Raw genomic sequence first — 26,026 nt, 5'->3', positions numbered from 1 at the left:
GGTGGACGGTGTCGCCTTCCGGTTGCTCGAGCTGGTCGCGGCCGGGGCGGGCAGCGACGAACTGGCGCGGCTGGCGGTGGAGGAGCCCGGGTCGGCCGCGGCCGTCGAGCTCGCGCTGCGGATCAACGCGACCGTGCGCGGGCACCGGCGGCGCGAGGCCGAGCTGTCGGCGCTGTTCGACACCGCGGGCGACCTGGCGCGACTGCGCGACCCGGACGCGGTGCTGCGGTCCATCGTGCACCGCGCCCGTCGCCTGCTCGGCGTCGACCTGTCCTATCTGACCCTCAACGACGCCGACGCGGGCATCACCTACATGCGGGTGACCGACGGGTCGGTCTCGCCGCTGTTCCCGCAGGTCAGGATGAAGATGGGGGTGGGTCTCGGCGGGCTGGTCGCGCAGACGGCCCGCCCCTACACCACCCCGGACTACCTGTCCGACCAGCACTTCCTGCACTCCGACCCGGTGGACGACGCCGTGCGCGGCGAGGGGCTGACCGCGCTGCTGGCGGTGCCGCTCGCGGTGGGCGACACCGTCATCGGCGTGTTGTACGCCGCTGACCGCGCCGCCCGGGAGTTCACCCCCGACGAGATCGCGCTGCTGTCCTCCCTGGCCGACCACGCCGCCATCGCGCTGGACAACGCGCGGCTGCTCGCCGAGGTCAGCGCGCACAGCGAGGCCGTCCAGCGCGCGGAGGCCGCCCACGACCGGCTCATGGACCTGGTGCTGCGCGGCGGGGACATCGCCGCCGTCGCCGCCGCGGTCGCCGACGTGCTGCACGGCGGGATCGGCGTCTACACGACCGGGGGCGGCGAGCTCGCGCACGCGGGGCTGCCCACCTCGGCCCCGGCCCCGGACGCTGTCGCGGCGTCCTACAACTCCGGCCGCGCCACCCGCACCGAGCGCGGCTGGGTGTGCGCCGTGCAGGCCGGGCCGGAGTTGTTGGGCAGCATCGTGCTCACGACCGACACCGAGCTGACCGACGCCGACCGGCACCTGTTCGAGCGCGCCGCCGTGGTCACCGCCCTGCTGCAGCTGTTGCGCCGGTCGGTGGCCAAGGCCGAGGACGAGGTCCGCGGCGAACTGCTCACCGACCTGCTGACCGCGCCCGACCGCAACCCCGGCACCCTGGTGGACCGGGGCAGGCACCTCGGCGTGGACCTGACCACCCGGTACGCGGTGTTCATCGCCCACGCCGACGGGGTGTCGCGGCGACGGCTGGCCGCGGCCGCCGCCCAGTTCGCCGCGTTGAGCGGCATCCACGCCGAACAGGTAGTGCTGCTGGCCCAGACCGAGGCGCCCGGCGCGCTGGCCGCCCGGGTCGCCGCCGCGCTCGGCGCCCAGGCGGGCTGCCCGGTCACGGTCGCGGCGGGCGGCCCGGCGCGCGGGCCCGCGGGTCTGGCCGCCGCCTACCGGGAGGCGGAGCGGTGCCTGCGCGCGCTGCTGCGGCTGGGCCGCGACGGCACCGGGGCGTCGATGGCCGAGCTGGGCTTCATCGGCCTCGTCCTGGCCGACCGCGCCGACCACGCGGGCTTCATCCAGCAGACGCTCGGGCCGGTGTTCGACTACGACCGCGACCGGGGGACCGAGCTGATCCGCACCCTGGAGGCCTACTTCACCAGCGGGTGCAGCCTGCCCCGCACGAAGGACCTGCTCCACATCCACGTCAACACCGTCGGCCAGCGCCTTGACCGGATCGGCAGGCTGCTCGGCCCGGACTGGCAGTCCCCCGACCGGATCCTGGAGATCCAGCTCGCGCTGCGCCTGCACTCGCTGCAGGCCACCTGACCCCCGCCCGCGACGGACACACGGGTCCGTCGCGGGCGTGCCCCCGCTAGCGCCCTCGCACGCAGGTGAAGCTCGCCGCCGAGTCCGGGTCGCCGGAGCCGTCGTACCTCGGCCAGGTCGGGTACCGGCACAGCGGCCGGGTGCGGTCGGCGGTCGGGTTCTTGTCGGCGACCACGGGGTGGACCGGCGCCTGACCGTGTTCGACCCAGGTCTCCAGGGCGCCGACCGAGTCCCAGCCCGCGGCGAACGGCGTGTCGACGTTGACGTGGTTGGCGCCCGGCACGAGGTAGAACCGGACGAACCGGTCGACGGCGTGCCTGCCCATGGTCCGCTGGACGCGCTCGAAGTACTCCACTGTGGACCGATGGCTGACCAACTCGTCCGCCGTGCCGTGCAGGAGCAGCAGCTTGCCCCCGTTCGCGGCGAAGCGCCGCAGGTCGGGCTCGTTGACGTCCTGCAGGGCGGACAGCTCGCTGATGCGCCGCTGCCACGGCCCGGGCGCGCGCGGGTCGATGGCGAGCGGGTCGAAACCGGCGTCGCGGGTGACGAAGTGGCGCACCCACTGGTCCCAGAACTGCGGGCCGAAGCCGCTGTCCTTCGGCATCGGGTCGGCCGGGGCCACGGCGCCCATGCCCAGCAGTGGGGTCGTCATGTCGGCCCCGGACAGGAACGGGAACCCGGGGTAGCCCCGCTCCCCGCTGGCGAGCCGATACGGCCACCGCAGGGGCGACGACAGCGCGGTGACAGCGCGGATCTGGCGGCCGGACAGGCAGGTGTCGCCCCGGTCCCCGCCGCCGGGGCAGCGCAGCGACCAGGGGGTGAACCGGCAGCCCGACTCATGCGAGATGACCCCGTCGGCGAGCCCGTCGATGCCGTCGCACGCCTTGATGACGCTGCGGTGCAGCAGGGCCTGCTTCGCCGGGTTCGGGAAGGCGCCGGGCTGCGCGAGAAGGCGGGCCTGGTAGCCGAAGAACAGGTCGAGGCTGGCCGCGTTCCACGCCGGGTAGACCGCGATCACCCCGTCGAAGTCGGTCGGCCAGCGCTGCGCCACGGCCAGGCCCTCGCGGCCGCCGCTGGAGCCGCCCGCGAAGTAGCTGTGCGCGGGCTTCTCGCCGTACCGCGCGTGGATGAGGAACACGGCCGCGTCGCGGGTCTTCTTCAGCGCGTCGCCCGCGAAGTTGCGCAGCGCCTCGTCGTTGACCCCGAAGGAGCCGTCCAGGAGCGGGGTCGGCCGGAAGTCCGGCGCGGCCTGGTGCCCGGAATCGCTGGCGAACGTGGCGTATCCGCGTCCGAGCGGGGTGGGCGCGTCGGCCGGGCCGTAGGGGACGGTGCCCGTGATCGCGGGGAGGACGCCGTCGTATCCGCCGCCGCCGAACATCATCGCCTTGCGGTTCCACCCGGTCGGCAGCGCGACGCGCATTCTGATGTCGGGGGCGGCCGGGTCCACCGGGTGGACGGCGGCGTCGACCTGGCAGTGCTCGCCGACCGCGGCGGGCCCTTGCCCGGACGGGGCGACCAGGCGCGCGGCGGTGACCTCCCCTCCCCCGGTCGGCAGCCCGATCACCGAGGCGGGGATCGGCAGCCCGGCGAGATCGGCGCAGGCGGCTGGCTCCGCCGTCCCGGACGCGGGAGCGGAGGCGATCGTGGAGGCCGCTAACGCGGCAAGCGGGACAAGAACGACAGACCTTCTCATGCGAACCCTTCCGACATTCCCCCGGGTGAATACGGCATTCTCGGCACCGCCTCCTCGGCCGACAATGGAGATGGGAACACTCTCGCCGCACCCGGCATGTGGTGCTCCACAGTGTTCGGATCTCCACAGAACGCGGCGGGCTTGTAGAGCAACGGACATTGAGCGTGCGCCGCCGTCGCCAATAGCGTCGATCACGGCGAACAGCCGACATGTCAGCACAAGCAGAAGGACAGTCATGGCGCGATTCGGCATCATCGGTGCCGGGCTCATGGGACACGGGATCGCGGTCGCGCTCGCCCAGGGCGGCCACCGGGTCCACGTCCACGATCGGGACCCGGCGACGCTGGGCAGCCTCGACATCCGGGTGGAGAAGGCCCTGCGCCTGTGCGGCGCATCGGAGGAGGAGAGCAGCCGGGCGCGCGACCGGATCATCCCCACGCCCGACCTGCCGGACGCCCTGCGCGCTGCCGATGTCGTCGTCGAGGCGGTGCCGGAACGGCTGTCCGTCAAGCACGAGGTGATCGCGGAGGTGGAGGCGGTCGTCTCCCCGCGGGTGCCGGTGTGGTCGAACACCTCGGTCCTCCCGCTCACCGACATCGGGTCCGCGATGCGCCACCCCGACCGCCTCGTCGGCGTCCACTGGTGGAACCCGCCGCACGTCATCCCGCTGGTGGAGATCGCGCCCAGCGCGCGAACGGCGCCGGAGCTGGTGTCGCAAGTGGAGGACCTGCTCGGCGCGCTCGGCAAGACGACCGTCCGCCTCCACCGCGACGTGCCCGGCTTCATCGGCAACCGGCTCCAGTTCGCCCTGCTCCGGGAGGCACTGCACCTGCTGCAGGAAGGCGTCTGCGACGCCGCCACCATCGACACCGTGGTGCGGTCGAGCTTCGGGCTGCGGCTGGCGTCCGTCGGCCCCATGGAGAACGCCGACTACATCGGCCTCGACCTCACCAGCTCCATCCTGACCAGCCTCGCGCCCGGCCTGTCCGCCAGTTCGGGCCCGTTCTCCTGCCTGAACGACCTCCTCGCCGACGGCCACCGCGGCCGGGCCTCCGGCCAGGGCCTGCTCCCCTGGCCGCTCGACCGGGGCGACGAGGTGGCACGCCGCCTCATTGACGGCGTCCGGCGGAATCTGTAGCGTCCGTCCCGAATGCCCGGGGGCGTGTGAGCCTGCGATCAGCGGCTTACATGCCCCCTTTCCATTGTCCGCTCAATGGATTTCCTTACACATCCGGATTCGGCGGACAGTCGACCCTCTCCGGCATTCGCGCCCCCACCTGATGAACGACGAGCAGGCCCGCGGCCTCCACTTCGGCCCGAACTGCGCGTGCTGCTCGTCCTCGTTCTGGTCGGTCTTCGAACGCAACCCGACGGCCCAGGCCGTCGCTGGCCCCTGATCCCCGCGGAGCGGGGAGCCCGGCAGCCCCGGGCTCCCCGCTCACCACGCAGCACGGGACGGGAATCCAGGAAACTCCGCACCTTGAGCCCACAGGCGGGGCGTGTTAGCATCCTTTGGGAGCGCTCCCAATGCCGGTGACCGAGCCGAAATCGTCACGCGCGGCCCGACCGACCACGCCCAGGGAGTCCCGATGTCCCGCTTGCCCCGAGGCGCCGCGCGCTGGTGGCATCCGCCCGCCGTCCGAACCGCCTGCGGGTGCCGATGGCTCGGCGCCCGCAGGCGGCTTTCGGTCAGGCGGTGGGCTCGCCGGAGGGCGCGGGAAGGGGGGTGCCGAGGCGGACGGGGGTGCCGAAGTTCGGGGTGCCGTCGGCGTTCCAGGTGAACTTCTGCGCCCGGGTGGAGCGGTTCATGTCGCAGCCGCCGGTGGCGGAGTCGTTGGCGTGGTAGACGATCCAGTCCTCGGTGCCGTCGGGGGACTTGAAGAAGCCGTTGTGGCCCGGGGCGAACACGCCGTTGGCGTCGTTGCGCTGGAACACCGGGGTGGGCGTCTTCGTCCAGTGCGCCCGGTTGAGCGGGTCGGCGCCGGTCAGGGTGAGCAGGCCCAGCTTGTAGTCCGGACCCCAGCACGCGCTGGCCGAATAGACGATCATGACGCGGCCGTCGCGGTAGAGCGGTTCGGCGCCCTCGTTGACCGGGTGCGTCTGCCGCTCCCAGGCCAGCGTGGGCTGGCTGATCGTCCGGCGCGCCCCGCTGATCGTCCACGGGTTGGACAGCGGTGTGATGGTGATGCTCTGGGTGCCGTCCATGGCGCTGCCCAGCAGGTAGAGCCTGCCGTTGTGCCGCAGGACGCTCGGGTCCAGCTCCCACGTGCTGCCCAGGTCGGCCTTGAAGGAGTACGGACCCATCGGGTCGGCGCCCGCGCTCTCCAGCACGTGGATGCGCTGGGTCGGGTTGAAGTCCGGCACGTTCTGCCCCGCGACGTAGTACAGGTACCAGCGGCCGTTGAGCAGGTGGAACTCCGGGGCCCACATGTTGCAGCACCCGTTCTGCCTGCCAGCCAGGTTGAAGACCACCTGGTCGGCGGCCGTAGACAGGCCCGCCAGCGTCCGCGACCTGCGCATGGTGATCGTGGAGTTCCACGTCGTGGTGGCCAGGTAGTAGTACCCGTCGTGGTACTGCATCCACGGGTCGGGCCCGTTGCGCTTGATCGGGTTGGTGAACGCGCCGAGTCTCACCAGCCGCCACTGCTGGTTCGCCCCGCCGGTGTCGGGCCACTGGATGAGCCGCGCGCCGTCGGCGGTGGAGAAGTCCAGCACGTCGACTGCCTTGCCGCTGTTGCGGTTGACCAGCCGGACGAACCCGCCCCCGGAGTCCGCCAGCCGGAACTGCTGGTTGCTCCCGTTGTGGTCGGCCCACTGGATCACGTCGGCCCGGTCGGCCGTCGACGCGCCCTCGATGTCGAGCACCTTGCCGCTGTGCCGGGACTTGAGCCGGTAGTAGCCGCCGCCGGAGTCGACGAACTGCCACTGCTGCCAGGCCCCGTCGTTACGCGTGTACTGCGAGATACGCGCGCCGTCCTCGGTGGCGAGGTTGTAGACGTCCAATGCCTTGCCGCTGTGCCGGTTCACCAGCACGTAGTAGGCGTTGGTGTCGACCACGGCCGCGGACGCCTGCCGCGGCGCCGCGGTCGTGCCTGCGAACACCGTCGCGGTGGCCGCCAAGACCACCCCGAGCTTTCTCATCGGGTCCTCCACTCTGCGGGACGGGACCGGTCAGTGACCGATCCGGAAGGTGGCGTCGGCGCGGTCGGCCGCGGTGGCGATCGGGTCCACGCGCAGCACGTGGCCTGCGTGCCGGAGGTGCCGGTCCGGGAAGTTGTGCGACCGGAACGAGGTCCACGTGCTGTCGGCGAGCCCGGGCACGCGGTGGAACGTGGCGTCGGCGGCGAAGAGGGCCGAGCCGTCGTTCCGGGCCAGGCCCACCGCGAAACCGGCGTGCCGCAGATAGCGGTCGGGATAGTTGACCGAGCGGAACGACAGCCCGGCCGGCGACGCGAGACCGGGCACAAGCCGCCACATCGCGTCCTGGTAGGGGTCGAACGGGTACGGGTCGATGCGGCCCACGTTGTCGGCGTGCCGGATCAGGTGGTCGGGGAGGTTGTGGGACTTGATCCGGTTCCAGCCCGGCGCGCCCCAGCGGGCGAGCAGGTCGGCGTGCTCCGTCGCGGTGATGCCGCAGATGGTGGGGTGCTTGGCGTTGAGCGGCTGGGTGTACTCCGCCTTGGAGAGCGGTGCCCACGAGTCGGTGGCGATGTCGCCGCTGCGCCAGGCGTACAGCTCGCCGTTGACAGGGGCGAAGGAGTCGCCCCACAGCCACCACTCGTCGCGGTCGTGGGCCTTCACGACGATCGGCGCCTCGATCCCGCCGCTGACCACACCGCGTGTGTACGTGGTGAAGCTGCGCGGAGTGAGCGTGGGCGAGCGGGCGCCGTAGAGACGCCCGTCCGCGAAGCTCTTGTAGTACAGGAAGTTCATGCCCTGTCCCAGGTGGACAGTTGCGTCCAGGACATCGAAGCCGGGGTCGAAGAACAGCTGCGGTGGGCCGACGGTGACGAAGTCGGTGGTGTGGTTGACCCAGATCCCGTCGCGTCCGCCGCTGTTGGCCGAGTAGATGATGCCGTACTGGCCGCGCTCGGCGTCCCAGAACGCCTCGGGCGCCCAGGTGTGCGTCGGCATCGAGTGCATCCGCAGCCTGCGGTAGCCGGTGAACGACCGCAGGTCCGGCGAGTCCCACACGTGGATGTGCTGGTTCTGCCGGGTGAAGTCGGTCCCGGTCAGGTCGGTGGCCAGGACGACGAACCCACCACCGCGCTTGCGCATGATGAACGGGTCGCGCAGGCCGCGCGTGCCCTCGGTCGGCGTGGCGACGGGGTTGCCCTGGTTGAGCGGGACCCAGTTCAGCCCGTCCGAGCTGACCGCCAGGTGCAGGGCGTACCGGTCGGCCAGCCGGTCCGGCGACTCGGTGAAGTAGCCCATCACGTAAGCGGAATCGCCGGGCGCGGCGTGCGCGACCAGGCGGCCCGCGCCCGCCAGGGCGACGGCGGACAGCCCGCCCACCAGGAATGCGCGTCGTTGCGGCATGGTCGGACAACTCCTCGTCCGGGATGGCGGCCAGCGGGACCCGCGACAGACCGGTAAGCCGGGGAACACTCGGCCGAACAGTGCTGTGAACGTTAACAGCAGCCAGAGATGGGCGGCAAGCCTCAGCCGTCGCCGCGACGATTTCCCACCCAACGAGCACGTCCCATGATCGGCTCGACTGGGAGCGGTTGCAGCGTGCAAATCCCCAGCACAATCGGTCTATTGACACGGCGATAAGTTTCGCGTTACCCATAGACACTCCCCCGCGCGCCTGCGGCCCGGAAGCCGGACTCCGCTCTGTTAGCGATAACGCCGCACCGGCGCGCACTGGGTGGTGAGAGAGGAGCTGCTCGATGAACACCCGCGTTCCGCGCCATCGTGTCGTGCTGGTGGTGGTCGCCCTGCTGGCCTGCCTGACCACGGTGATGGCGGCCCCGGCCTCGGCGGCCCCGGCGGTCCGGTACACGAACCCGATCGCCGCCCAGCGGGCCGACCCGCACATCGTCAAGCACTCCGACGGCTACTACTACTTCACCGCCACGGTGCCGGAGTACGACCGGATCGTGCTGCGCCGGGCGACCACGATCCAGGGCCTGGCCACCGCGCCGGAGTCGGTGATCTGGCGGCGGCACGCCAGCGGCGAGATGGGCGCGCACATCTGGGCGCCGGAGATCCACTTCATCAACGGCCGGTGGTACGTCTACTTCGCCGCGGGCCGCACCGACGACGTGTGGCGCATCCGCCCGTACGTGCTGGAGAACTCCAGCGCCGACCCGATGACCGGCTCCTGGGTCGAGCGCGGCCGCGTCAACGTCCCGTGGGACACCTTCTCCCTGGACATGTCCACCTTCACCGTGAACGGCGTGCGCTACCTGACCTGGGCGCAGGCCGAGCCGGGGATCTCCACCAACTCCAACCTCTACCTCGCCCGGATGGGCGCGAACCCCTGGCAGATCACCGGGCCGGTCGCCCGGCTGACCGTCCCCACCCTGGCCTGGGAGACCCGTGGCGGCGTGCGCGTGGCCGAGGGGCCCGCGGTGGTGCAGCGCAACGGCCGGGTGTTCATGACCTACTCCGCCAGCGCCACGGACGCGAACTACTGCCTCGGGATGCTGACCGCGTCCGCGTCCGCCGACCTGCTCAACCCGGCCTCGTGGACCAAGAGCCCGAACCCGGTCTTCCAGTCCAACGCGGCCACCGGCCAGTACGGGCCCGGGCACAACTCGTTCACCACGTCCGAGGACGGCCAGAGCGACATCCTCGTCTACCACGACCGCGACTACCGCGACATCGCGGGCGACCCGCTGCGCGACCCCAACCGCCGCACCCGCGTGCAGAAGTTCTACTGGAAGCCCGACGGCACCCCGGACTTCGGCATCCCGGTCGCCGACGGTGTGACGCCCGTGCGCCTGAGGTCCCACAACTTCCCCGACCGGTTCGTGCGCCACTGGGAGCACCGGGCCCGCATCGACGCGGGCGTCACCCCGCTGGCCGACTCCCAGTTCCGCGTCGTTCCCGGCCTGACGGGATCGGGCACGGTGTCGCTGGAGTCGACCAACTTCCCCGGCTACTACCTCCGCCACCGCGACCACGAGGCGTGGGTGGAGCGCAACGACGGCAGCGCTACCTTCCGCGCCGACGCGTCGTTCCACCGCCGCCCCGGCCTGGCGTCCAGCGCGGGCGTGTCGTTCGAGTCGGTCAACTTCCCGGGCCACTACCTCCGGCACGTCGGCTTCCAGCTGGTCCTCGCGACCGCGCCGGACGCGCTCGGCCGGGCGGACGCGACGTTCGTCCTGGAGTGAGCCTGCCCCCAAGACGCTCCCACGGGCATGACGAAGTGGAGGACCCGATGAGAAAGCTCGGGGTGGCCCTGGCGGCCACCGCGATGGTGGTAGGCGGCACGGTCGTGGTGACGCAGTCCGCGTCCGCGGCCGTGGTCGACACCAACGCCTACTACGTGCTGGTGAACCGGCACAGCGGCAAAGCTCTCGATGTCTACAACCTCGCCACCGACGACGGCGCGCCGATCGTGCAGTGGGCGCGCAACGACGGCGCGTGGCAGCAGTGGCAGTTCGTCGACTCCGGCGGGGGCTACTACCGGCTCAAGTCCCGGCACAGCGGCAAGGTCCTCGACGTCGAGGGCCGGTCCACCGAGAACGGCGCCAACGTGGTGCAGTGGACCGACCACAACGGGACCAACCAGCAGTTCCAGCTCCGCGATTCCGCGGACGGGCACGTGCGGCTGGTGAACCGCAACAGCGGCAAGGCGCTGGACGTGTGGGAGCGGTCGACCGCCGACGGCGCGCGGGTGTCCCAGTACACCGACCAGGACGGCGCCAACCAGCAGTGGCGGCTGGTGCGGGTGGACGCGAACCCCGACCCCGGCCCCGGTCCGGACGGCCGCCAGCTCGAGAGCCTGAACCGGGGTCTGACCAGTGTGCGGTCGGGCAACGGCAACCTGGTGAGCTGGCGGCTGCTGGCCGGTGACCCGCAGGGCGTCGCGTTCAACGTCTACCGCGGCACGACGAGGCTCAACGGCAGCCCGATCACCTCCTCGACCAACTACCTCGACAACGGCGCGGCCGGTGACGCCTCCTACACGGTCCGCGCAGTGGTCGGCGGCGTGGAGCGGGCGCCGTCGGAGCCGTCGCTGCGGTTCACCGGCGGCGGGCACCTCGACGTGCCGATCCAGCCGCCGGGGAGCACCTACAGCGCCAACGACGCCAGCGTCGGCGACCTCGACGGCGACGGGCAGTACGAGATCGTCCTCAAGTGGGACCCGAACAACGCCAAGGACAACTCGCAGTCCGGCGTGACGGGCAACGTCTACATCGACGCCTACCGGCTGAACGGCACCCGGCTGTGGCGCATCGACCTCGGCCGCAACATCCGGGCGGGCGCGCACTACACGCAGTTCCAGGTGTACGACTACGACGGTGACGGGCGCGCCGAGGTCGCGATGAAGACCGCGGACGGCACCCGCGACGGCCGCGGTGTCGTGATCGGCAACGCCAACGCCGACTACCGCAACTCCAGCGGCTACATCCTGTCCGGCCCGGAGTTCCTGACGATGTTCAACGGGCTGACCGGCGCGGCCATGTCGACGGTGGACTACGACCCGCCGCGCGGCAACGTCGCCTCCTGGGGCGACAGCTACGGCAACCGCGTCGACCGGTTCCTGGCGGGCACCGCCTACCTCGACGGCGTCCGCCCGTCGCTGATCATGGCCCGCGGCTACTACACGCGCGCGGTCATCGCGGCCTGGGACTTCCGCGACGGGCGGCTCGTCAAGCGCTGGACCTTCGACAGCAACACCGCCAGCGGCTATGCCGGGCAGGGCAACCACTCCCTGACGGTGGGCGACGTCGACCAGGACGGCCGCGACGAGATCGTCTACGGCGCCGCCGCCATCGACGACAACGGCCGGGGCCTGTGGACCACCGGCCTCGGCCACGGCGACGCTGGCCACCTCGGCGACCTGGACCCGTCGCGGCCGGGCCTGGAGTACCTTAAGGTCTCCGAGAGCAGCAACCAGCCCGGCTCCTGGTTCGCCGACGCCCGCACCGGCCAGCGCCTGTGGACCACCGCGTCCGGCGGCGACAACGGCCGCGGCGTGTCCGCCGACATCTACGCTGGCAGCCCCGGCGCGGAGTCCTGGTCGGCGATGGACGGCAGCCTGCGCAACACCCGTGGCCAGGCGGTCGGCCGCAAGCCCTCCTCGATCAACTTCCTGGTGTGGTGGGACGGCGACCCGACCCGCGAGCTGCTGGACCAGACCCGCATCGACAAGTACGGCACCGGCGGCGACACCCGCCTGCTCACCGCGTCGGGCGTGCACTCCAACAACGGCTCCAAGGCCACCCCGTCCCTGTCCGGCGACATCCTCGGCGACTGGCGCGAGGAGGTCATCTGGCCCACCCTCGACAACCGCGCGCTGCGCATCTACTCGACCCCCCACCCCACCGACCGGCGCTTCACCACGCTCGTCCACGACACCCAGTACCGGGTGGCGATCGCCTGGCAGAACACCGCCTACAACCAGCCACCCCACCCCAGCTTCGCCCTCCGCTGAGCTGATCCCGGAGAAATGACCACCGCCGTGGCCCGCCACCCAGGCGGGCCACGGCGCGCGTCTGCACGAAGCGCAGGTGGTCGTCGCTCCCGTGGTGGTTCCCGGAAGACGATCTGCGCACCGGCTGCGGCGGCGCCGTTCACTCCGAGCACCCGGCTGCGGATGGCGCAGTGCCGCCGGGGAACGCCGAACCCGCGCCACGGAAGGCGATCCGGTCGAGTGAGGTCTTCGACGAGAGGCCGTTGCCGGTGTGCAGGAAGGCCCCCGGCCCTGACCGTCAGCGCAGGCCCTGGGCGAGCCGGTGGTAGGCCTGGTTCCAGCGGAGCCGGTCGGTGAAGTCGTCGGTCGTGGTGGCCTCGCCGATGACGACCAGCTCGGTGTCGACCATCCTGGCGAAGTCGCGCAGCACGCCCACGCCCGCCGACCGGGTGAGGACGGTGTGGTGCGGGCCGCCCGCGGTCAGCCAGCACTCCGCCGAGATCGGAAGCGACGGCCGCGGCGTCCACACCGCGCGCGCGACCGGGAGGTTCGGCAGGGGCTCGTCCGGCGGCACGACGTCGATCTCGTTGGCCACCAGCCGGAACCGGTCGCCGAGGTCGGCCAGGCCGATCACCGCGGCCGGGCCGGGCTCGGCGTCGAAGACCAGGCGCACCGGGTCGTCGCGGTCGCCGATGCCCAGCGGGTGGATCTCGCACGACGGCCGGTCGGCGGCGATCGACGGGCACACCTCCAGCATGTGCGCGCCGAGCGTCTTCGGCGTCCCGGGGCCGAAGTGGTAGGTGTAGTCCTCCATGAACGACGCCGACGGGCCCATTGCCTTGACCGCGGCCAGCAGGGCGCTCGTCTTCCAGTCGCCCTCGCCGCCGAAGCCGTAGCCATCGGCCATCAGCCGCTGCACCGCCAGGCCGGGCAGCTGCCGCAATCCGCCCAGGTCCTGGAAGTTGGTGGTGAACGCGCCGAACCCGCCGTCGACGAGGAACCGGCGCAGACCCGCCTCCAGGCGCGCGGCGTAGCGCAGGGATTCGTGCCGCTCCCCGCCCACGGCCAGTTCGGGGGCCAGCCGGTAGGCGTCGGCGTACTCGGCCACCAGCTGGTCGATCTCGGCGTCCGCCACCGCGTCGACCACCGCCACCAGGTCGTTGACGCCGTAGGTGTTCACGCTGACGCCGAAGCGCAACTCGGCCTCGACCTTGTCGCCCTCGGTCACCGCGACGTCGCGCATGTTGTCGCCGAAGCGGGCCAGGCGCAGCCCGCGCAGGTGGTTGTGGCCGACCGCGGCGCGCACCCACTCGGCGACGCGGCTCACCAGCCGCGGGTCGGACACGTGTCCGGCGACCGTCTTGCGCGCCACGCCGATGCGGGTCTGGATGTAGCCGAACTCCCGGTCGCCGTGCGCCGCCTGGTTGAGGTTCATGAAGTCCATGTCGATCGTGGACCACGGCAGCGCCTCGTTGAGCTGGGTGTGCAGGTGCAGCAGCGGCTTGCGCAGCGCGTCCAGCCCGCTGATCCACATCTTCGCCGGGGAGAAGGTGTGCATCCAGGCGATCACACCGACGCAGGCCGGGTCGGTGTTGGCCGCCTCCAGCGTCTGGCGGATCGCCGATGAGTCGGTCAGCACCGGCTGCCACACCAGTTCGGCGCCCAGCGCGCCGGTCGCGGTCAGCGCGCGCTCGATCCGCTGCGACTGGCCCGCGACCTGCTCGAGCGTCTCCGGGCCGTAGAGGTGCTGGCTGCCGGTCAGGAACCAGACCTGCGGCTTGGGCGGTGTTGACATGGGAGTCCCCTGGGAAGTCGGTGGGCTACTGGCCGTAGACGTTCTGGTAGCGCTCGTAGAGCCGGTCGACGGCGCCGCTGTCGATCACGTCCGGCCTACCCAGCTGGTGTGCGAAGTGGACGGTGCGGGCGACGTCCTCGACCATGACCGCGGCCTTGACCGCCGCGCGCGCGTCCCGCCCGATGGTGAACGGGCCGTGGTTGCGCATCAGCACCGCCGGTGACCGGCTGCCGCGCAGGGTCTCCACGATGCCCCGGCCGATGGAGTCGTCGCCGATCATGGCGAACGGGCCGACCGGGATCTCGCCGCCGAACTCGTCGGCGATCATGGTCAGCACGCACGGGATCGGCTCGCCGCGCGCTGCCCACGCCGTGGCGTACGGCGAGTGCGTGTGCACCACGCCGCCGACCTCGGGCATGTGCCGGTAGACGTAGGCGTGCGCGGCCGTGTCCGACGACGGCGCGAGTTCCCCGTCGACGAGGTTGCCGTGCAGGTCGGTGACGACCATCTTCTCGGGCCCCAACTCGTCGTAGGACACCCCGGACGGCTTGATCACCATGAGGTCCGCGCCCGCGACCCGCGCGGAGACGTTGCCAGCCGTCCAGATCACCAGCTCGTACCGGGTCAGCTCCCGGTGCAGGTCCGCCACCGTGCGGCGCAGTCCGGCCACCGCGTCGGCCACCGCCTGGGTCAGCGCCATCTAGTCCTCCCCCTCGCGCCGGGCGACGGCCGCGCGCCGGATCGCCCGCAGCCGGTGCATGACGTCGTTGCCGCCGCGCCCGAAGTGGTCGTAGAGCTCGGCGTACTCGGCGAACAGCCGCTCGTAGGCCGCGACGTTCGCCCGGACCGGCTGGTACACCGACGGTTCCTTCGCGCCCATCGCCGCCGAGGCTGCCCGGATGTCCGGGTACGCGCCCGCGGCGACGGCGGCGTGCAGCGCCGAGCCGAGCGCGGGGCCCTGGGCCGACCCGATCACCGACAGCGGCAGGTTCACCACGTCGGCGTAGATCTGCATGAGCAGCGGGTTGCGCAGCAGGCCGCCCGCGACGATCAGCTCGCGCACCGGCACGCCCGCGTCGGTGAACGAGTCGATGATGACCCGGGTGCCGAACGCCGTGGCCTCCACCAGCGCGCGGTAGACGTCCTCGGCGCGGGTGCCCAGCGTCATGCCCACCACGATCCCCGACAGCTCGTGGTCGACCAGCACCGAGCGGTTGCCGCTGTGCCAGTCGAGGGCGACCAGCCCGTGCTCGCCGATCTCCTGCGCGGCGGCCAGCTCGGACAGCAGGTCGTGCACGCTGATCCCGCGCTCGCTGGCCTGCTCGTGGTAGCGCGGCGGGACCTGGTTCTCCATGTACCAGGCGAAGATGTCGCCGACGCCGCTCTGCCCGGCCTCGTAACCCCAGAGCCCGGGGACGATGCCGCCGTCGACCACCCCGCACATCCCCGGCACCTCGCGCAGCACGTCGCCGCTCATCACGTGGCAGGTCGACGTGCCCATGATCGCCACCATCTGGCCGGGCTCGACGGCGCGCGCGGCGGGCGCGGTGACGTGCGCGTCGACGTTGCCGACCGCGACGGCGATCCCCTCGGGCAGCCCGGTCCACGCGGCGGCCGCCGCGGTCAGCGTCCCCGCCCTGGCGCCGAGCGCGCCGATGGGCTGCTCGACCTTGTCGGCGACGAAGTCGGCGAAGCCGGGGTCGAGCGCGGCCAGGAAGTCCCGGCTCGGGTACCGGCCGTCCTGGTAGACGCCCTTGTACCCGGCGGTGCAGGCGTTGCGGACATAGCGGCCGGTGAGCTGCCAGACGATCCAGTCGGCGGCCTCGACCCAGCGGTCCATCGCCGCGTAGACCTCGGGCGCCTCCTCCAGCAACTCGAGGCCCTTGGCGAACTCCCACTCCGCGGAGATCAGCCCGCCGTAGCGGGGCAGCCACTTCTCCCGCCGCCGGGCGGCCAGCTCGTTGATCCGGTCGGCCTGCGGCTGGGCGGCGTGATGCCGCCACAGCTTGACGTAGGCGTGCGGGTTGCCCGCGAACTCCGGCAGCTCGCACAACGGCGTGCCGTCGGCGGTGGTGGGGACCATCGTGCAGGCGGTGAAGTCGGTGCCGACGCCGATCACCCTGGCCGGGTCGGCCCCGGCGTCGGCGAGCGCGGCGGGCACGGCCGAGCGCAGCACGTCGCGGTAGTCCTGGGGCACCTGCAGCGCCCAGTCCGGGGGGAGCGCGGCGCCGGTGGCGGGCAGGACCCGGTCCACCACGCCGTGCCGGTACTCGTGCACCGCGGCGCCGAGCTCGGCCCCGTCGCGCACCCGGACCACCACGGCGCGGCCGGACAGGGTGCCGAAGTCGACACCCACCACCAGCGCGTCGTCATCGTTGGTCATGAAGCCGCCCTTGTCAGGGGGAAGAGGGGGACAGCGCCGAGTGTTATCGTTAACACGATCGCCGTCAAGACCCGGTTCCAACAAGCGGTGTCAGCCGCAGTGAGCGTGCACAAAACGAGGGCCGGGATGTGTATCCCGGCCCTCGTTCGGACGGTGATCAGCGCTGGGGCGGCGCCACGCTGCGACGTTCGACCAGCTCCGGGACGAGGGTGCGCTGCACCGGGGCCGCCTGGGTGCCGGAGAGCTGGGCCAGCAGCAGGCCGAGCGTCTCGGCGGCCACGGCGTCGAAGTCCGGCCGGATGGTGGTCAGCGGCGGGATGAAGAACTCCGCCTCGGGCACGTCGTCGAAGCCGACCACGCTGACGTCGTCGGGCACCGACCGGCCGCGCTCGCTCAGCGCGCGCAGGATGCCCAGCGCGAGGTGGTCGTTGGCGGCGAAGACCGCGGTGACCTCTGGCATCCGCGCCAACATCTGCCCGGCGCGGTACCCGGCGGCGGCGCTCCAGTCCGCGGCCGCCAGCGGCGGGACCTCCGCGCCCGCCTCGTCGAGCGCACGGCGCCACCCGCGCACGCGGCCGTCGGCGTCGAACCAGTCCGCGGGCCCGGACACGTGCCACACCGTGGCGTGGCCCGCGTCGAGCAGGTGCTTGGTGGCCGCGTAGGCGCCCGCCTCCTGGTCGACGGTCACCAGCGGCGCGCCGCGCTCGGGGTCGCCGTCGATGGTCACCAGCGGGACCCCGGCCGAGACGGTGGCCAGGGCCTCGTTCGCCGACGCCGTGGGCGCTATGGCCACGATGCCCGCGACGCGCTGGTTGCGGTGCTGTTCGAGGGCCGCCTCTATCGAGGACCGGTCCAGCTCCCGCACCCGCCGGACGCTGACGGCGAAGCCCGCCGCGGACGCGGCCAGCTCGAACGCGGCCAGCAGCGACGACGGCCCGTAGAGGGTGGAGTTCTGGGCGACCACCCCGATCAGCTGCGAGCGGCCCGTGACCAGCGCGCGGGCCGCGGCGTTGGGCCGGTAGCCCAGCTCCTCCATCGCGGCGCGCACCCGGAGCCGGGTCTGCTCGCGGACGTTGGGGTGGCCGTTGAGGACCCGCGACACCGTCTGGTGCGACACGCCCGCCAGCCGCGCGACGTCGACCATGGCCGGGTCCCTGGCCACGCGCCCACTCGCCGTCGCATTGTCCACAGCAGCCTCGATTCCGTCGTTACCGGTTCGATACTTGTTAGCGATAACAGGGATCTGAACCGATCCGTCGACCGACCCGGCGACGGTCCCGCCGCGCCGATCACAGTGGTCAGACTACCAGGAGTGCCTGGTGGCCGTACCTTGCAAGGAAAGCTGGCACGCAGCCGACGGGGCCGCTCACGGGGTGTCAACGATGCGAATTCGTGGTTCCGCAGGGGTTGACGGCAGGATTGTGAACGTTCACTCTAGCTCCCGTGACCAGGGTCACGCGCTTCGCCGACAGCGGGCGCCACGGTTGACCACGGAGGAAGAAGCATCGTGTTGAGAACAATCACGGCGGCGGTCGGCGCGGTCCTGCTGTCCACGCTCGCCGCGTGCGGCGGCGGCGACGGCGCGGCGGCGCCGGGCGGGGCGGCCCAGGGCGACGACAGGATCACCATGGGCTTCTCCCAGGTGGGCGCCGAGAGCGGCTGGCGGACGGCGAACACCAAGTCGATCCAGGAGGCCGCCGCCGCGGCGGGCGTCGAGCTGAAGTTCTCCGACGCCCAGCAGAAGCAGGAGAACCAGATCAAGGCGATCCGGTCCTTCATCCAGCAGAAGGTCGACGTCATCGCGTTCAGCCCGGTCGTCGAGACGGGCTGGGACACCGTGCTGCTGGAGGCCAAGCGCGCCGACATCCCGGTGATCCTGACCGACCGCGCGATCGACTCCGAGGACACCTCGCTCTACAAGACGTTCCTCGGCTCCGACTTCGTGGAGGAGGGCCGCAAGGCGGGCCAGTGGGTCGTCGACAACACCCAGGGCGCGGTCACCGTCGTCGAGTTGCAGGGCACGACCGGGGCGGCGCCCGCCATCGACCGCAAGACCGGCTTCGAGGAGGTCATCGCGGCGCGGCCGGACATCAAGATCGTCGCCACGCAGAGCGGGGACTTCACCCGGTCCGGCGGCAAGCAGGTCATGGAGGCGTTCCTCAAGTCCACCCCGGACATCGACGTCGTCTACGCCCACAACGACGACATGGGGCTCGGCGCCATCGAGGCGATCAAGGCCGCGGGCAAGAAGCCCGGCACGGACATCAAGATCGTGACCGTTGACGCGGTCAAGGACGGCATGACCGCCCTGGCCAACGGCGAGATCAACTTCATCGTCGAGTGCAACCCGCTGCTGGGCGAGCAGCTGATGGACCTCGCCGCCAAGGTCGTCGCGGGCGAGGAGGTCCCCGCCCGGGTGGTGACCGAGGAGACCACCTTCACCCCCGAGCAGGCCAAGGCGGTCCTTCCCGAGCGGCAGTACTGAGACCTGGCCTGTCCGCCCATCCCCCAGCCGCGGTCCCCGCCACCACGGACGCCCTGGTCCGCGTGAGGCGGTGGCGGGGGCCGCGTTCCACCGACGACGAAAGTTCGGCGATGACCGATTCCCCACGGGGTGGCCCCGACCCGGTGGTCGACATGCGCGGGATCTCCATCGGGTTCCCGGGCGTGAAGGCGCTCTCGGCGGTCGACTTCCGGCTGTTCCCCGGCGAGGTGCACGCCCTGATGGGCGAGAACGGGGCCGGGAAGTCCACCCTGATCAAGACCCTGACCGGCGTGCACACCCACAACACCGGCGAGATCCGCCTCGACGGCGCGCAGGTCTCCTTCACCGGGCCCGGCCAGGCGCAGGAGGCGGGCATAGCCACGGTGTACCAGGAGGTCAACCTCTGCGCGAACCTGTCGGTGGCGGAGAACATCCTGCTGGGCCGTGAGCCGAGGAGGTTCGGCCGCATCGACGGCAAGGCCACCCGGGCGCGCGCCGCCGAACTGCTGGCCCGCATCGGCCTGGCCATCGATCCCGGCTCCACGCTGGGCAGCCACCCGATCGCGGTGCAGCAGCTGGTCGCCATCGCCAGGGCGCTGACGGTCGACGCGCGGGTGCTGGTGCTCGACGAGCCGACGTCCAGTCTGGACGCCGAGGAGGTCGCCGAGCTGTTCCGCATCCTGCGGGTGCTGCGCGACGACGGCGTGGCGATCCTGTTCGTCTCCCACTTCCTCGACCAGGTCTACGAGATCTCCGACCGGATGACCGTGCTGCGCAACGGCCGTCTCGTCGGCGAGTGGCGCACCGAGGAGCTGGACCGCATGGCGCTGGTGTCGGCCATGATCGGCCGCGAGCTCGGCGCGCTGGCCGAGGTGGAGCGGCGGGGGGAGCGCCACTCCCCCGGCGCCGACGTCGTGCTGCGGGCCGAGGGCGTCGGCCGCGCGGGCGCGATCGCGCCGTTCGACCTCGACCTGCACGCGGGCGAGGTCGTCGGGCTGGCCGGGCTGCTCGGCTCGGGCCGCACCGAGCTGGCCCGGCTGCTGTTCGGCGCGGACCGCGCCGACACCGGCAGGCTGGTCGTCGGCGGGACGCCGGTCCGCGTCCGCGGCCCCCGGTCCCTGATCGCCCGCGGCGTCGCGTTCTCCTCGGAGGACCGCAAGGCCGACGGCCTGGTCGCCGACCTGACCATCCGCGACAACCTCGTGCTCGCGCTGCAGGCCGCGCGCGGCTGGGCGCGGCCGATCCCGCGCCGGACGGCGGACGCGCTGGTGGCGGAGTTCATCGGGAAGCTGGACATCCGGCCAGCCGACCCGGACGCGGTCATCGGCACGCTGTCCGGCGGCAACCAGCAGAAGGTGCTGCTGGCCCGCTGGCTGGTCACCCGGCCGAAGGTGCTCATCCTCGACGAGCCCACCCGCGGCATCGATGTCGGCGCCAAGGCCCAGATCCAGAAGGTGGTGGCCGACCTGGCCGCCGACGGCATGGCGGTGGTGTTCATCTCCGCCGAGTTGGAGGAGGTGGTGCGCGTGTCCGACCGCGTGGTCGTGCTGCGCGACCGGCGCGTCGTCGGGGAGCTGCGCGGTGGCGAGGTCACGGTCGACGCGGTGATGACCCGCATCGCCGCGCACCCCGAGCCGACGGCGGTGGCCGGGTGAGCGCCAACCGCCTGCTCTGGCCGCTCGCGGCGCTGGCCGCCCTGATCGTGCTGAACGTCGTGGTCACCCCGTCGTTCCTGGAGCTGCGCTTCCAGGACGGGCACCTGTTCGGCAGCACCGTCGACATCCTGCGCAACGGCGCGCCCACACTGCTCATCGCGCTCGGCATGACCCTGGTCATCGCCACCCGGGGCATCGATCTGTCCGTCGGCGCGATCGCCGCGATCGCCGCCGCGGTCGCGTGCACGCACATCGCCTCCGGCGGCGACGCGATCACCGCGATGCTGCTGGCCCTGGGCCTCTCGGCGCTGCTGGGGGTGTGGAACGGCTTCCTCGTGACGGTCGTCGGCATCCAGCCGATCATCGCCACGCTCGTGCTGATGATCGCCGGGCGCGGCCTGGCCATGCTGCTCACCGAGGGCCAGATCATCACCGTCTCCGACGACCTCTACAGCCAGGTCGGCGCGGGCTTCCTGGTGCTGCCTATCGCCATCCTGATCAGCCTGGCCGCGCTGGCTGGCGTCGCGCTGCTCACCCGCCGCACGGCGCTCGGCATGCTGATCGAGGCCGTCGGGGTGAACCCGGAGGCCAGCAGGCTGGCCGGGGTGCGCTCGCGGACGATCGTCTGGACGGTCTACGTCTTCATCGCCGTCTGCTCGGGCGTGGCCGGGCTGATGATCAGCTCCAACGTCAACTCCGCCGACGCCAACAACATCGGCCTGTGGATCGAGATGGACGCGATCCTGGCCGTGGTCATCGGCGGCACGTCCCTGGCGGGCGGCCGGTACTCGCTGGTCGGCACCCTGATCGGCGCCCTGGTCATCCAGACGCTGACCACCACCGTCTACACGATCGGCGTGCCGCCCAACGTCACCCTGGTCTTCAAGGCCGTCGTCGTGATCGCCGTGTGCCTGCTGCAGTCGCCGCGCTCCGCGGCCCTGCTGCGCCGCCCGGCCCGAGCCGAGGAGGTGGCGGCCCGATGACCGCCATGGCCCCCACGCGGATCCCGCGGCGCTTCCTGCCCGTCGTGGCCACGTTCGCGGTCTTCGTGCTGACCTTCGGCGCGGGCTCGGTCCGCTACGAGGGCTTCGCCTCCGGCCAGGTGGTCGCGAACCTGTTCATCGACAACGCCCACCTCATCGTGCTCGCCGTGGGCATGACGTTTGTGATCCTCACCGGCGGCATCGACCTGTCGGTCGGCTCGGTGCTGGCGCTGTCGACGATGATCGCCGCGGCGACGCTGCAGGCTGGCTGGCCGGTCTGGCTGTCGGTGCTGGCCGTGCTGGCCTCGGGCAGCACGCTGGGCCTGCTGATGGGCCTGGTGATCCACCACTTCCAGGTGCAGCCGTTCATCGTGACGCTGGCGGGCATGTTCCTCGCCCGCGGCCTGTGCTTCCTGATCAGCGTCGAGTCGGTGTCCATCAAGGACCCGGCGTTCCGGGCGGCCGCCACCGACACCATCGGGCTGGGCGGCGGCGTCGTGATCACCTACGCCGTGGTCGTCGCCCTGCTCGTGCTGGTGGCCGGGGCGTACGTCCTGCACCTGACGCGCTTCGGGCGCACGGTCTACGCGGTGGGCGGCAGCGAGTCGTCGGCCCGGCTGATGGGCCTGGCCACCGGCCGGGCGAAGGTCGGCGTGTACGTCGTCAGCGGCTTCTGCTCCGCGCTGGGCGGGCTGCTGTTCGGCCTCTACATGCTCTCCGGTTACGGCCTGCACGCGGTGGGCATGGAGCTGGACGTCATCGCCGCGGTCGTGATCGGCGGCACCCTGCTGGCGGGCGGCGTGGGCTACGTGGCGGGCTCGCTGGTGGGCGTGCTGGTGCTCGGCACCGTGCAGACCCTCATCTCGTTCGAGGGCACCCTCAGCTCGTGGTGGACCAAGATCGTCATCGGCGTGCTGCTGCTGGCCTTCATCGCCTTGCAGCGCCTCATCGTCCGCCGAGGGCCGGGGACCTGACACCGGCGGGCCGAGCCGGTCACCGGCCGGTTCGGCCCGCCGCCACCAGGTCGATGGAATGACATTTCACAATGCGGGACGCTCCGCGCGGCAGTCCCGCCGCGTGCCACGATCGCCGGCATCCACCCCCACTCCCGCTGACAGGGGACATGCCATGACCTGGTCCTTCGAGACCCGCCAGATCCACGCCGGGGCCGCGCCCGACCCCGCGACCGGGGCCCGCGCGACGCCGATCTACCAGACCACCTCGTACGCGTTCCGGGACACCCGGCACGCGGCCGACCTGTTCAGCCTCGCCGAGCCCGGCAACATCTACACGCGCATCAACAACCCGACGCAGGACGTGCTCGAACAGCGGGTCGCCGCGCTGGAGGGCGGGGTGGCCGCGGTGGCCTTCGCGTCGGGGCAGGCCGCCACCACCGCCGCGATCCTCAACCTCGCGGGCACGGGCGACCACCTGGTCTCCAGCGCCTCGCTCTACGGCGGCACCTACAACCTGTTCCACCACACGCTGCCGAAACTGGGCGTCGAGACCACCTTCGTCGAGAATCCCGACGACCCGGCGCAGTGGCGCGCGGCCGTGCGGCCCAACACCAAGCTGTTCTTCGCCGAGACGCTGGGCAACCCCCGGGCCAACGTGCTCGACATCGACCTCGTCGCCGGGCTGGCCGACGACGCCGGGGTGCCGCTGGTGGTGGACAACACCGTGCCCACCCCGTACCTGCTGCGCCCGATCGAGCACGGCGCGGACATCGTCGTGCACTCGGCGACGAAGTTCCTCGGCGGCCACGGCACCGCGGTCGCCGGGGTCGTGGTGGACGCGGGGTCCTTCGACTTCGGCGCGGATCCCGCCCGCTTCCCCGAGTTCACCCGGCCCGACCCCAGCTACCACGACCTGCGGTACTGGCCCGCGATCGGCCCCGGCGCCTACGCGGCGAAGCTGCGCGTGCAGTGGCTCCGCGACACCGGGGCGGCGATCGCGCCGCTGTCGAGCTTCCTTGTCCTCCAGGGCATCGAGACCCTCTCGCTGCGTCTGGAGCGGCATTCGGCGAGCGCCCTGGCCGTCGCCGAGTGGCTGGAGGGCCGCGACGAGGTCGCCGCCGTGCACTACGCGGGGCTGCCGTCGAGCCCGTGGCACGCCGCCGCGCGCCGCTACCTGCCGCGCGGCGCGGGCGCGGTGGTCTCCTTCGAGCTGCGCGGCGGCGCGGACGCCGCGCGGGCCTTCATCGACGGGACCGAGCTGTTCAGCCAGCTGGTCAACATCGGGGACGTCCGCAGCCTCATCGTGCACCCGGCCAGCACCACGCATTCCCAGCTCACCCCGGACGAGCGGCGCGTCGCGGGCGTGTCGGACGGCCTCGTGCGCCTGTCGGTCGGGCTGGAGGGCGTCGAGGACCTCACGGCCGACCTCGAGTCGGGATTCCGCGCGGCCAAGGACCGGCTGTGACCCCGCCTGCCAGCGGCGCGTGGCGGGAGGGGGACCCGCCCGGCCGCCGCCGCTGGTTCACCGCCGACCGGCCGCTCGCGCTGGAGTCCGGCGGAGTCCTGCCCGGCTACCGCGTCGCCTACGAGACCTGGGGCACGCTCGCCCCCGACCGCGCGAACGCGGTGCTGGTGCTGCACGCGCTCACCGGCGACAGCCACGTCGCCGGTCCCCGGGAACCCGGCCACCCCACGGCCGGGTGGTGGGACGGCCTGGTGGGTCCGGGACGCGCACTCGACCCCACCAGGCTGTTCCTGGTCGTCCCCAACGTGATCGGCGGCTGCCAGGGCAGCACCGGCCCGGCCAGCGCGGCGCCGGACGGCAGGCCGTGGGGCAGCCGGTTCCCGGCGCTCACCCTCCGGGACCAGGTCGCCGCGGAGGCCGCGCTGGCCGACCACCTCGGCATCGGCACCTGGGCGATGGTCGTCGGCGGCTCCATGGGCGGTATGCGCGCCCTGGAATGGGCTGTCACCCATCCCGACCGTGTCGGCGCCCTCGCCCTGTTCGCCACCACCGCCCGCAGCAGCGCGGAGCAGATCGCCTGGACCCACGCCCAGATCGAGGCGATCCGCGGCGACCCGGGCTGGCACGGCGGCGACTACCACCACCTGCCGCCGGGCCGCGGCCCGCACCGGGGCCTCGGCATCGCCCGCCGCATCGCCCACATCACCTACCGCACGCCGTCCGAACTGGACACCCGGTTCGGCCGGTCGCGGCAACCGGGTGGGCATGCCCGATACGCTGTCGAGTCCTATCTGGACCATCACGCGGTTAAACTCGCCCACCGCTTCGACGCGGGCACCTACGTCGTCCTGGCCACCGCCATGAACCACCACGACGTCGGGCGCGACCGGGGCGGGACGGCGGCGGCGCTGCGCAGGATCACCGCGCCCACCCTGGTCGTGGGCGTCGACAGCGACCGGCTATACCCGGTGCGGCAGCAGCGCGACCTCGCGTCCCACCTGCGCGACGCCGCGCTGCACACCATCACCTCGGCGCACGGGCACGACGGCTTCCTCCTGGAGACCGACCAGGCGGACGCCGCCCTGCGGACCCTGATCCCCGCCCGCCGGGCCGAGACCGTCTGAGCGGTCAGGCCACTACGTCCGGGACAGGTCCCAGAGTTCGGCGTAGCGGCCGCCCCGGCGGAGCAGGTCGTCGTGGGCGCCCGACTCGGTGATCCGGCCCTTGTCGAGGAACACGATGTGGTCGGCGTTCCGGATGGTCCGCAGGCGGTGGGCGACCATCACCACCGTCCGGCCCTCCGTGAGGCGTTCGACGGCCGCGTGCACGGCCGACTCGTTGACCGGGTCGAGCGCGGAGGTCACCTCGTCCATGAGCACGATCGGGGCGTCCTTGAGCAGGGCCCTGGCGATCGAGACGCGCTGGCGCTCGCCGCCGGAGAGGGCGGCGCCCGCCTCGCCGACCGGGGTCGACCAGCCGCCGGGGAGGCGGGCGACCACCTCGTCGAGGCGGGCGGCAGCGGCCGCCGCCCGCAGCTCGGCGTCGGTGGCGTCGGGGCGGGCCACGCGGACGTTCTCCTCGATCGTGCCGTCGAAGAGGTAGACCTGCTGGAACACGATGGCGATGCGGGACATCAGCTCCGCGGGGTCCATCGCACGCACGTCGACCCCGCCGACGCGCACCGCGCCCGCGTCCACGTCGTGGAAGCGGGCCAGGAGTTGCAGCAGCGTGGTCTTGCCCGAGCCCGACGGCCCGACGACGGCGAGCCGGTGTCCCTGGGGCACGGACAGCGACACGGTGTCGATGACCGTGCGCTCGCCCCGGCGGAAGACGACGGAGTCGAACTCCAGGTCGTGGCGGTCCGGGCGCACCGGGTCGGGCGGCTCCGGCAGCGGAGCGGCGCTCAGCAGCGCGTCGAGCCGCGCCAGTTCGGCGCGTCCGGCGCGGAGTTGGCCGCCGAGGTCCGACAACGACAGCAGCGGATCGGCGCACCGGGCCGCCAGCACCAGGACCGCCAGGACCTCGGCCGCGCCGATGTGCCCGCCGAGCGCGAGGTAGGCGCCGAGGACCAGCAGCGCGGTGAACGTCGCCTGCACGACCAGCGTCAGCGCCACGACGCCGGGCAGCGCGGACAGGAGTGTGCGGCGCGAGGCGCGCTGCAGGTCGGTGAGGGCGTTGTCCAGCAGGCCGAAGCGGTCCGCCGTCCGGCCGCCCGCGCGGCCGCGACGAGCGCGG

18 protein-coding genes are annotated in these 26,026 nt (G+C 72.3%); 10 read left to right on the top strand and 8 right to left on the bottom strand.

The genetic code is table 11. From position 1 onward, the window contains the following. Position 1: 1 nt before the first annotated feature. Positions 2-1,786 (top strand): helix-turn-helix domain-containing protein, encoded by a 1,785-nt coding sequence (locus tag IEY98_RS29505; RefSeq protein WP_189213942.1) that lies wholly within the window; start codon positions 2-4, stop codon positions 1,784-1,786. 46 nt (positions 1,787-1,832) lie between these two features. Here the strand turns inward: IEY98_RS29505 and IEY98_RS29500 are convergent, their stop codons facing one another. Further along, a complete protein-coding gene (locus IEY98_RS29500) occupies positions 1,833-3,479 on the bottom strand; it encodes a tannase/feruloyl esterase family alpha/beta hydrolase (RefSeq protein ID WP_189213941.1) in 1,647 nt (548 codons plus the stop codon). A 235-nt stretch (positions 3,480-3,714) separates the two neighbouring features. On the opposite strand from IEY98_RS29500, the gene IEY98_RS29495 reads away from it, so the two are divergent. Next, entirely contained in the window at positions 3,715-4,617 is a 903-nt protein-coding gene (locus IEY98_RS29495; RefSeq protein ID WP_189213940.1) for a 3-hydroxyacyl-CoA dehydrogenase family protein, read from the top strand. 551 nt (positions 4,618-5,168) lie between these two features. On the opposite strand, the gene IEY98_RS29490 is transcribed toward IEY98_RS29495, so the two are convergent. Together IEY98_RS29490 and IEY98_RS29485 are read right to left on the bottom strand one after the other, a co-directional pair. After that, the gene (locus tag IEY98_RS29490) at positions 5,169-6,620 is read right to left on the bottom strand and encodes a family 43 glycosylhydrolase (RefSeq protein ID WP_189213939.1); all 1,452 of its coding nucleotides are present in this window, start codon (positions 6,618-6,620) and stop codon (positions 5,169-5,171) included. Positions 6,621-6,650: 30 nt separating this feature from the next. Beyond that, positions 6,651-8,018 carry a glycoside hydrolase family 43 protein gene (locus IEY98_RS29485; protein ID WP_189213938.1) on the bottom strand — a complete coding sequence of 456 codons (1,368 nt, stop codon included), beginning with the start codon at positions 8,016-8,018 and terminating at the stop codon, positions 6,651-6,653. A 353-nt stretch (positions 8,019-8,371) separates the two neighbouring features. On the opposite strand from IEY98_RS29485, the gene IEY98_RS29480 reads away from it, so the two are divergent. Continuing rightward, positions 8,372-9,820, top strand: coding sequence for a family 43 glycosylhydrolase (locus IEY98_RS29480; RefSeq protein WP_189213937.1), 1,449 nt, complete (start codon positions 8,372-8,374; stop codon positions 9,818-9,820). A 47-nt stretch (positions 9,821-9,867) separates the two neighbouring features. Then, positions 9,868-12,090 (top strand): rhamnogalacturonan lyase family protein, encoded by a 2,223-nt coding sequence (locus tag IEY98_RS29475; RefSeq protein ID WP_308425938.1) that lies wholly within the window; start codon positions 9,868-9,870, stop codon positions 12,088-12,090. Between the two features lie 277 nt (positions 12,091-12,367). Here the strand turns inward: IEY98_RS29475 and araA are convergent, their stop codons facing one another. From araA to IEY98_RS29455, 4 genes are all read right to left on the bottom strand, one after another. Continuing rightward, positions 12,368-13,864: an L-arabinose isomerase gene (gene araA, locus IEY98_RS29470; protein WP_189213936.1), complete on the bottom strand. Its 1,497-nt coding sequence runs from the start codon at positions 13,862-13,864 to the stop codon at positions 12,368-12,370. Between the two features lie 25 nt (positions 13,865-13,889). Next, positions 13,890-14,564 (bottom strand): L-ribulose-5-phosphate 4-epimerase, encoded by a 675-nt coding sequence (locus IEY98_RS29465; protein WP_189213935.1) that lies wholly within the window; start codon positions 14,562-14,564, stop codon positions 13,890-13,892. Then, positions 14,565-16,247 carry a ribulokinase gene (gene araB / locus IEY98_RS29460; protein ID WP_189213934.1) on the bottom strand — a complete coding sequence of 561 codons (1,683 nt, stop codon included), beginning with the start codon at positions 16,245-16,247 and terminating at the stop codon, positions 14,565-14,567. Between the two features lie 157 nt (positions 16,248-16,404). Next, positions 16,405-17,391, bottom strand: coding sequence for a LacI family DNA-binding transcriptional regulator (locus IEY98_RS29455; protein WP_189213978.1), 987 nt, complete (start codon positions 17,389-17,391; stop codon positions 16,405-16,407). Between the two features lie 363 nt (positions 17,392-17,754). On the opposite strand from IEY98_RS29455, the gene IEY98_RS29450 reads away from it, so the two are divergent. The 6 genes from IEY98_RS29450 (at position 17,755) to metX (ending at position 24,915) form a co-directional block, all read left to right on the top strand. After that, complete coding sequence (locus tag IEY98_RS29450; protein ID WP_189213933.1) at positions 17,755-18,732, top strand: ABC transporter substrate-binding protein; 978 nt, start codon at positions 17,755-17,757, stop codon at positions 18,730-18,732. A gap of 110 nt (positions 18,733-18,842) precedes the next feature. Next, a complete protein-coding gene (locus IEY98_RS29445) occupies positions 18,843-20,387 on the top strand; it encodes a sugar ABC transporter ATP-binding protein (RefSeq protein WP_189213932.1) in 1,545 nt (514 codons plus the stop codon). Next, positions 20,384-21,370, top strand: a complete 987-nt coding sequence (locus IEY98_RS29440) for an ABC transporter permease (RefSeq protein ID WP_189213931.1) — start codon at positions 20,384-20,386, stop codon at positions 21,368-21,370. Before IEY98_RS29445 ends, IEY98_RS29440 begins: the two co-directional genes overlap by 4 nt. Further along, complete coding sequence (yjfF, locus tag IEY98_RS29435) at positions 21,367-22,344, top strand: galactofuranose ABC transporter, permease protein YjfF (RefSeq protein ID WP_189213930.1); 978 nt, start codon at positions 21,367-21,369, stop codon at positions 22,342-22,344. The genes IEY98_RS29440 and yjfF overlap by 4 nt, the downstream gene beginning before the upstream one ends. A 154-nt stretch (positions 22,345-22,498) precedes the next feature. Next, positions 22,499-23,791, top strand: coding sequence for a bifunctional o-acetylhomoserine/o-acetylserine sulfhydrylase (locus tag IEY98_RS29430; RefSeq protein WP_189213929.1), 1,293 nt, complete (start codon positions 22,499-22,501; stop codon positions 23,789-23,791). Continuing rightward, positions 23,788-24,915 carry a homoserine O-acetyltransferase MetX gene (metX, locus tag IEY98_RS29425; RefSeq protein WP_229787704.1) on the top strand — a complete coding sequence of 376 codons (1,128 nt, stop codon included), beginning with the start codon at positions 23,788-23,790 and terminating at the stop codon, positions 24,913-24,915. Before IEY98_RS29430 ends, metX begins: the two co-directional genes overlap by 4 nt. Before the next feature lie 12 nt (positions 24,916-24,927). On the opposite strand, the gene IEY98_RS29420 is transcribed toward metX, so the two are convergent. Further along, positions 24,928-25,905, bottom strand: coding sequence for an ABC transporter ATP-binding protein (locus IEY98_RS29420; RefSeq protein ID WP_229787701.1), 978 nt, complete (start codon positions 25,903-25,905; stop codon positions 24,928-24,930). Positions 25,906-26,026: the final 121 nt, after the last annotated feature.

This window comes from Actinokineospora fastidiosa, assembly GCF_014648415.1.
Taxonomy (GTDB): domain Bacteria; phylum Actinomycetota; class Actinomycetes; order Mycobacteriales; family Pseudonocardiaceae; genus Actinokineospora; species Actinokineospora fastidiosa.
This window is presented reverse-complemented; position numbering and strand designations above follow the sequence as displayed.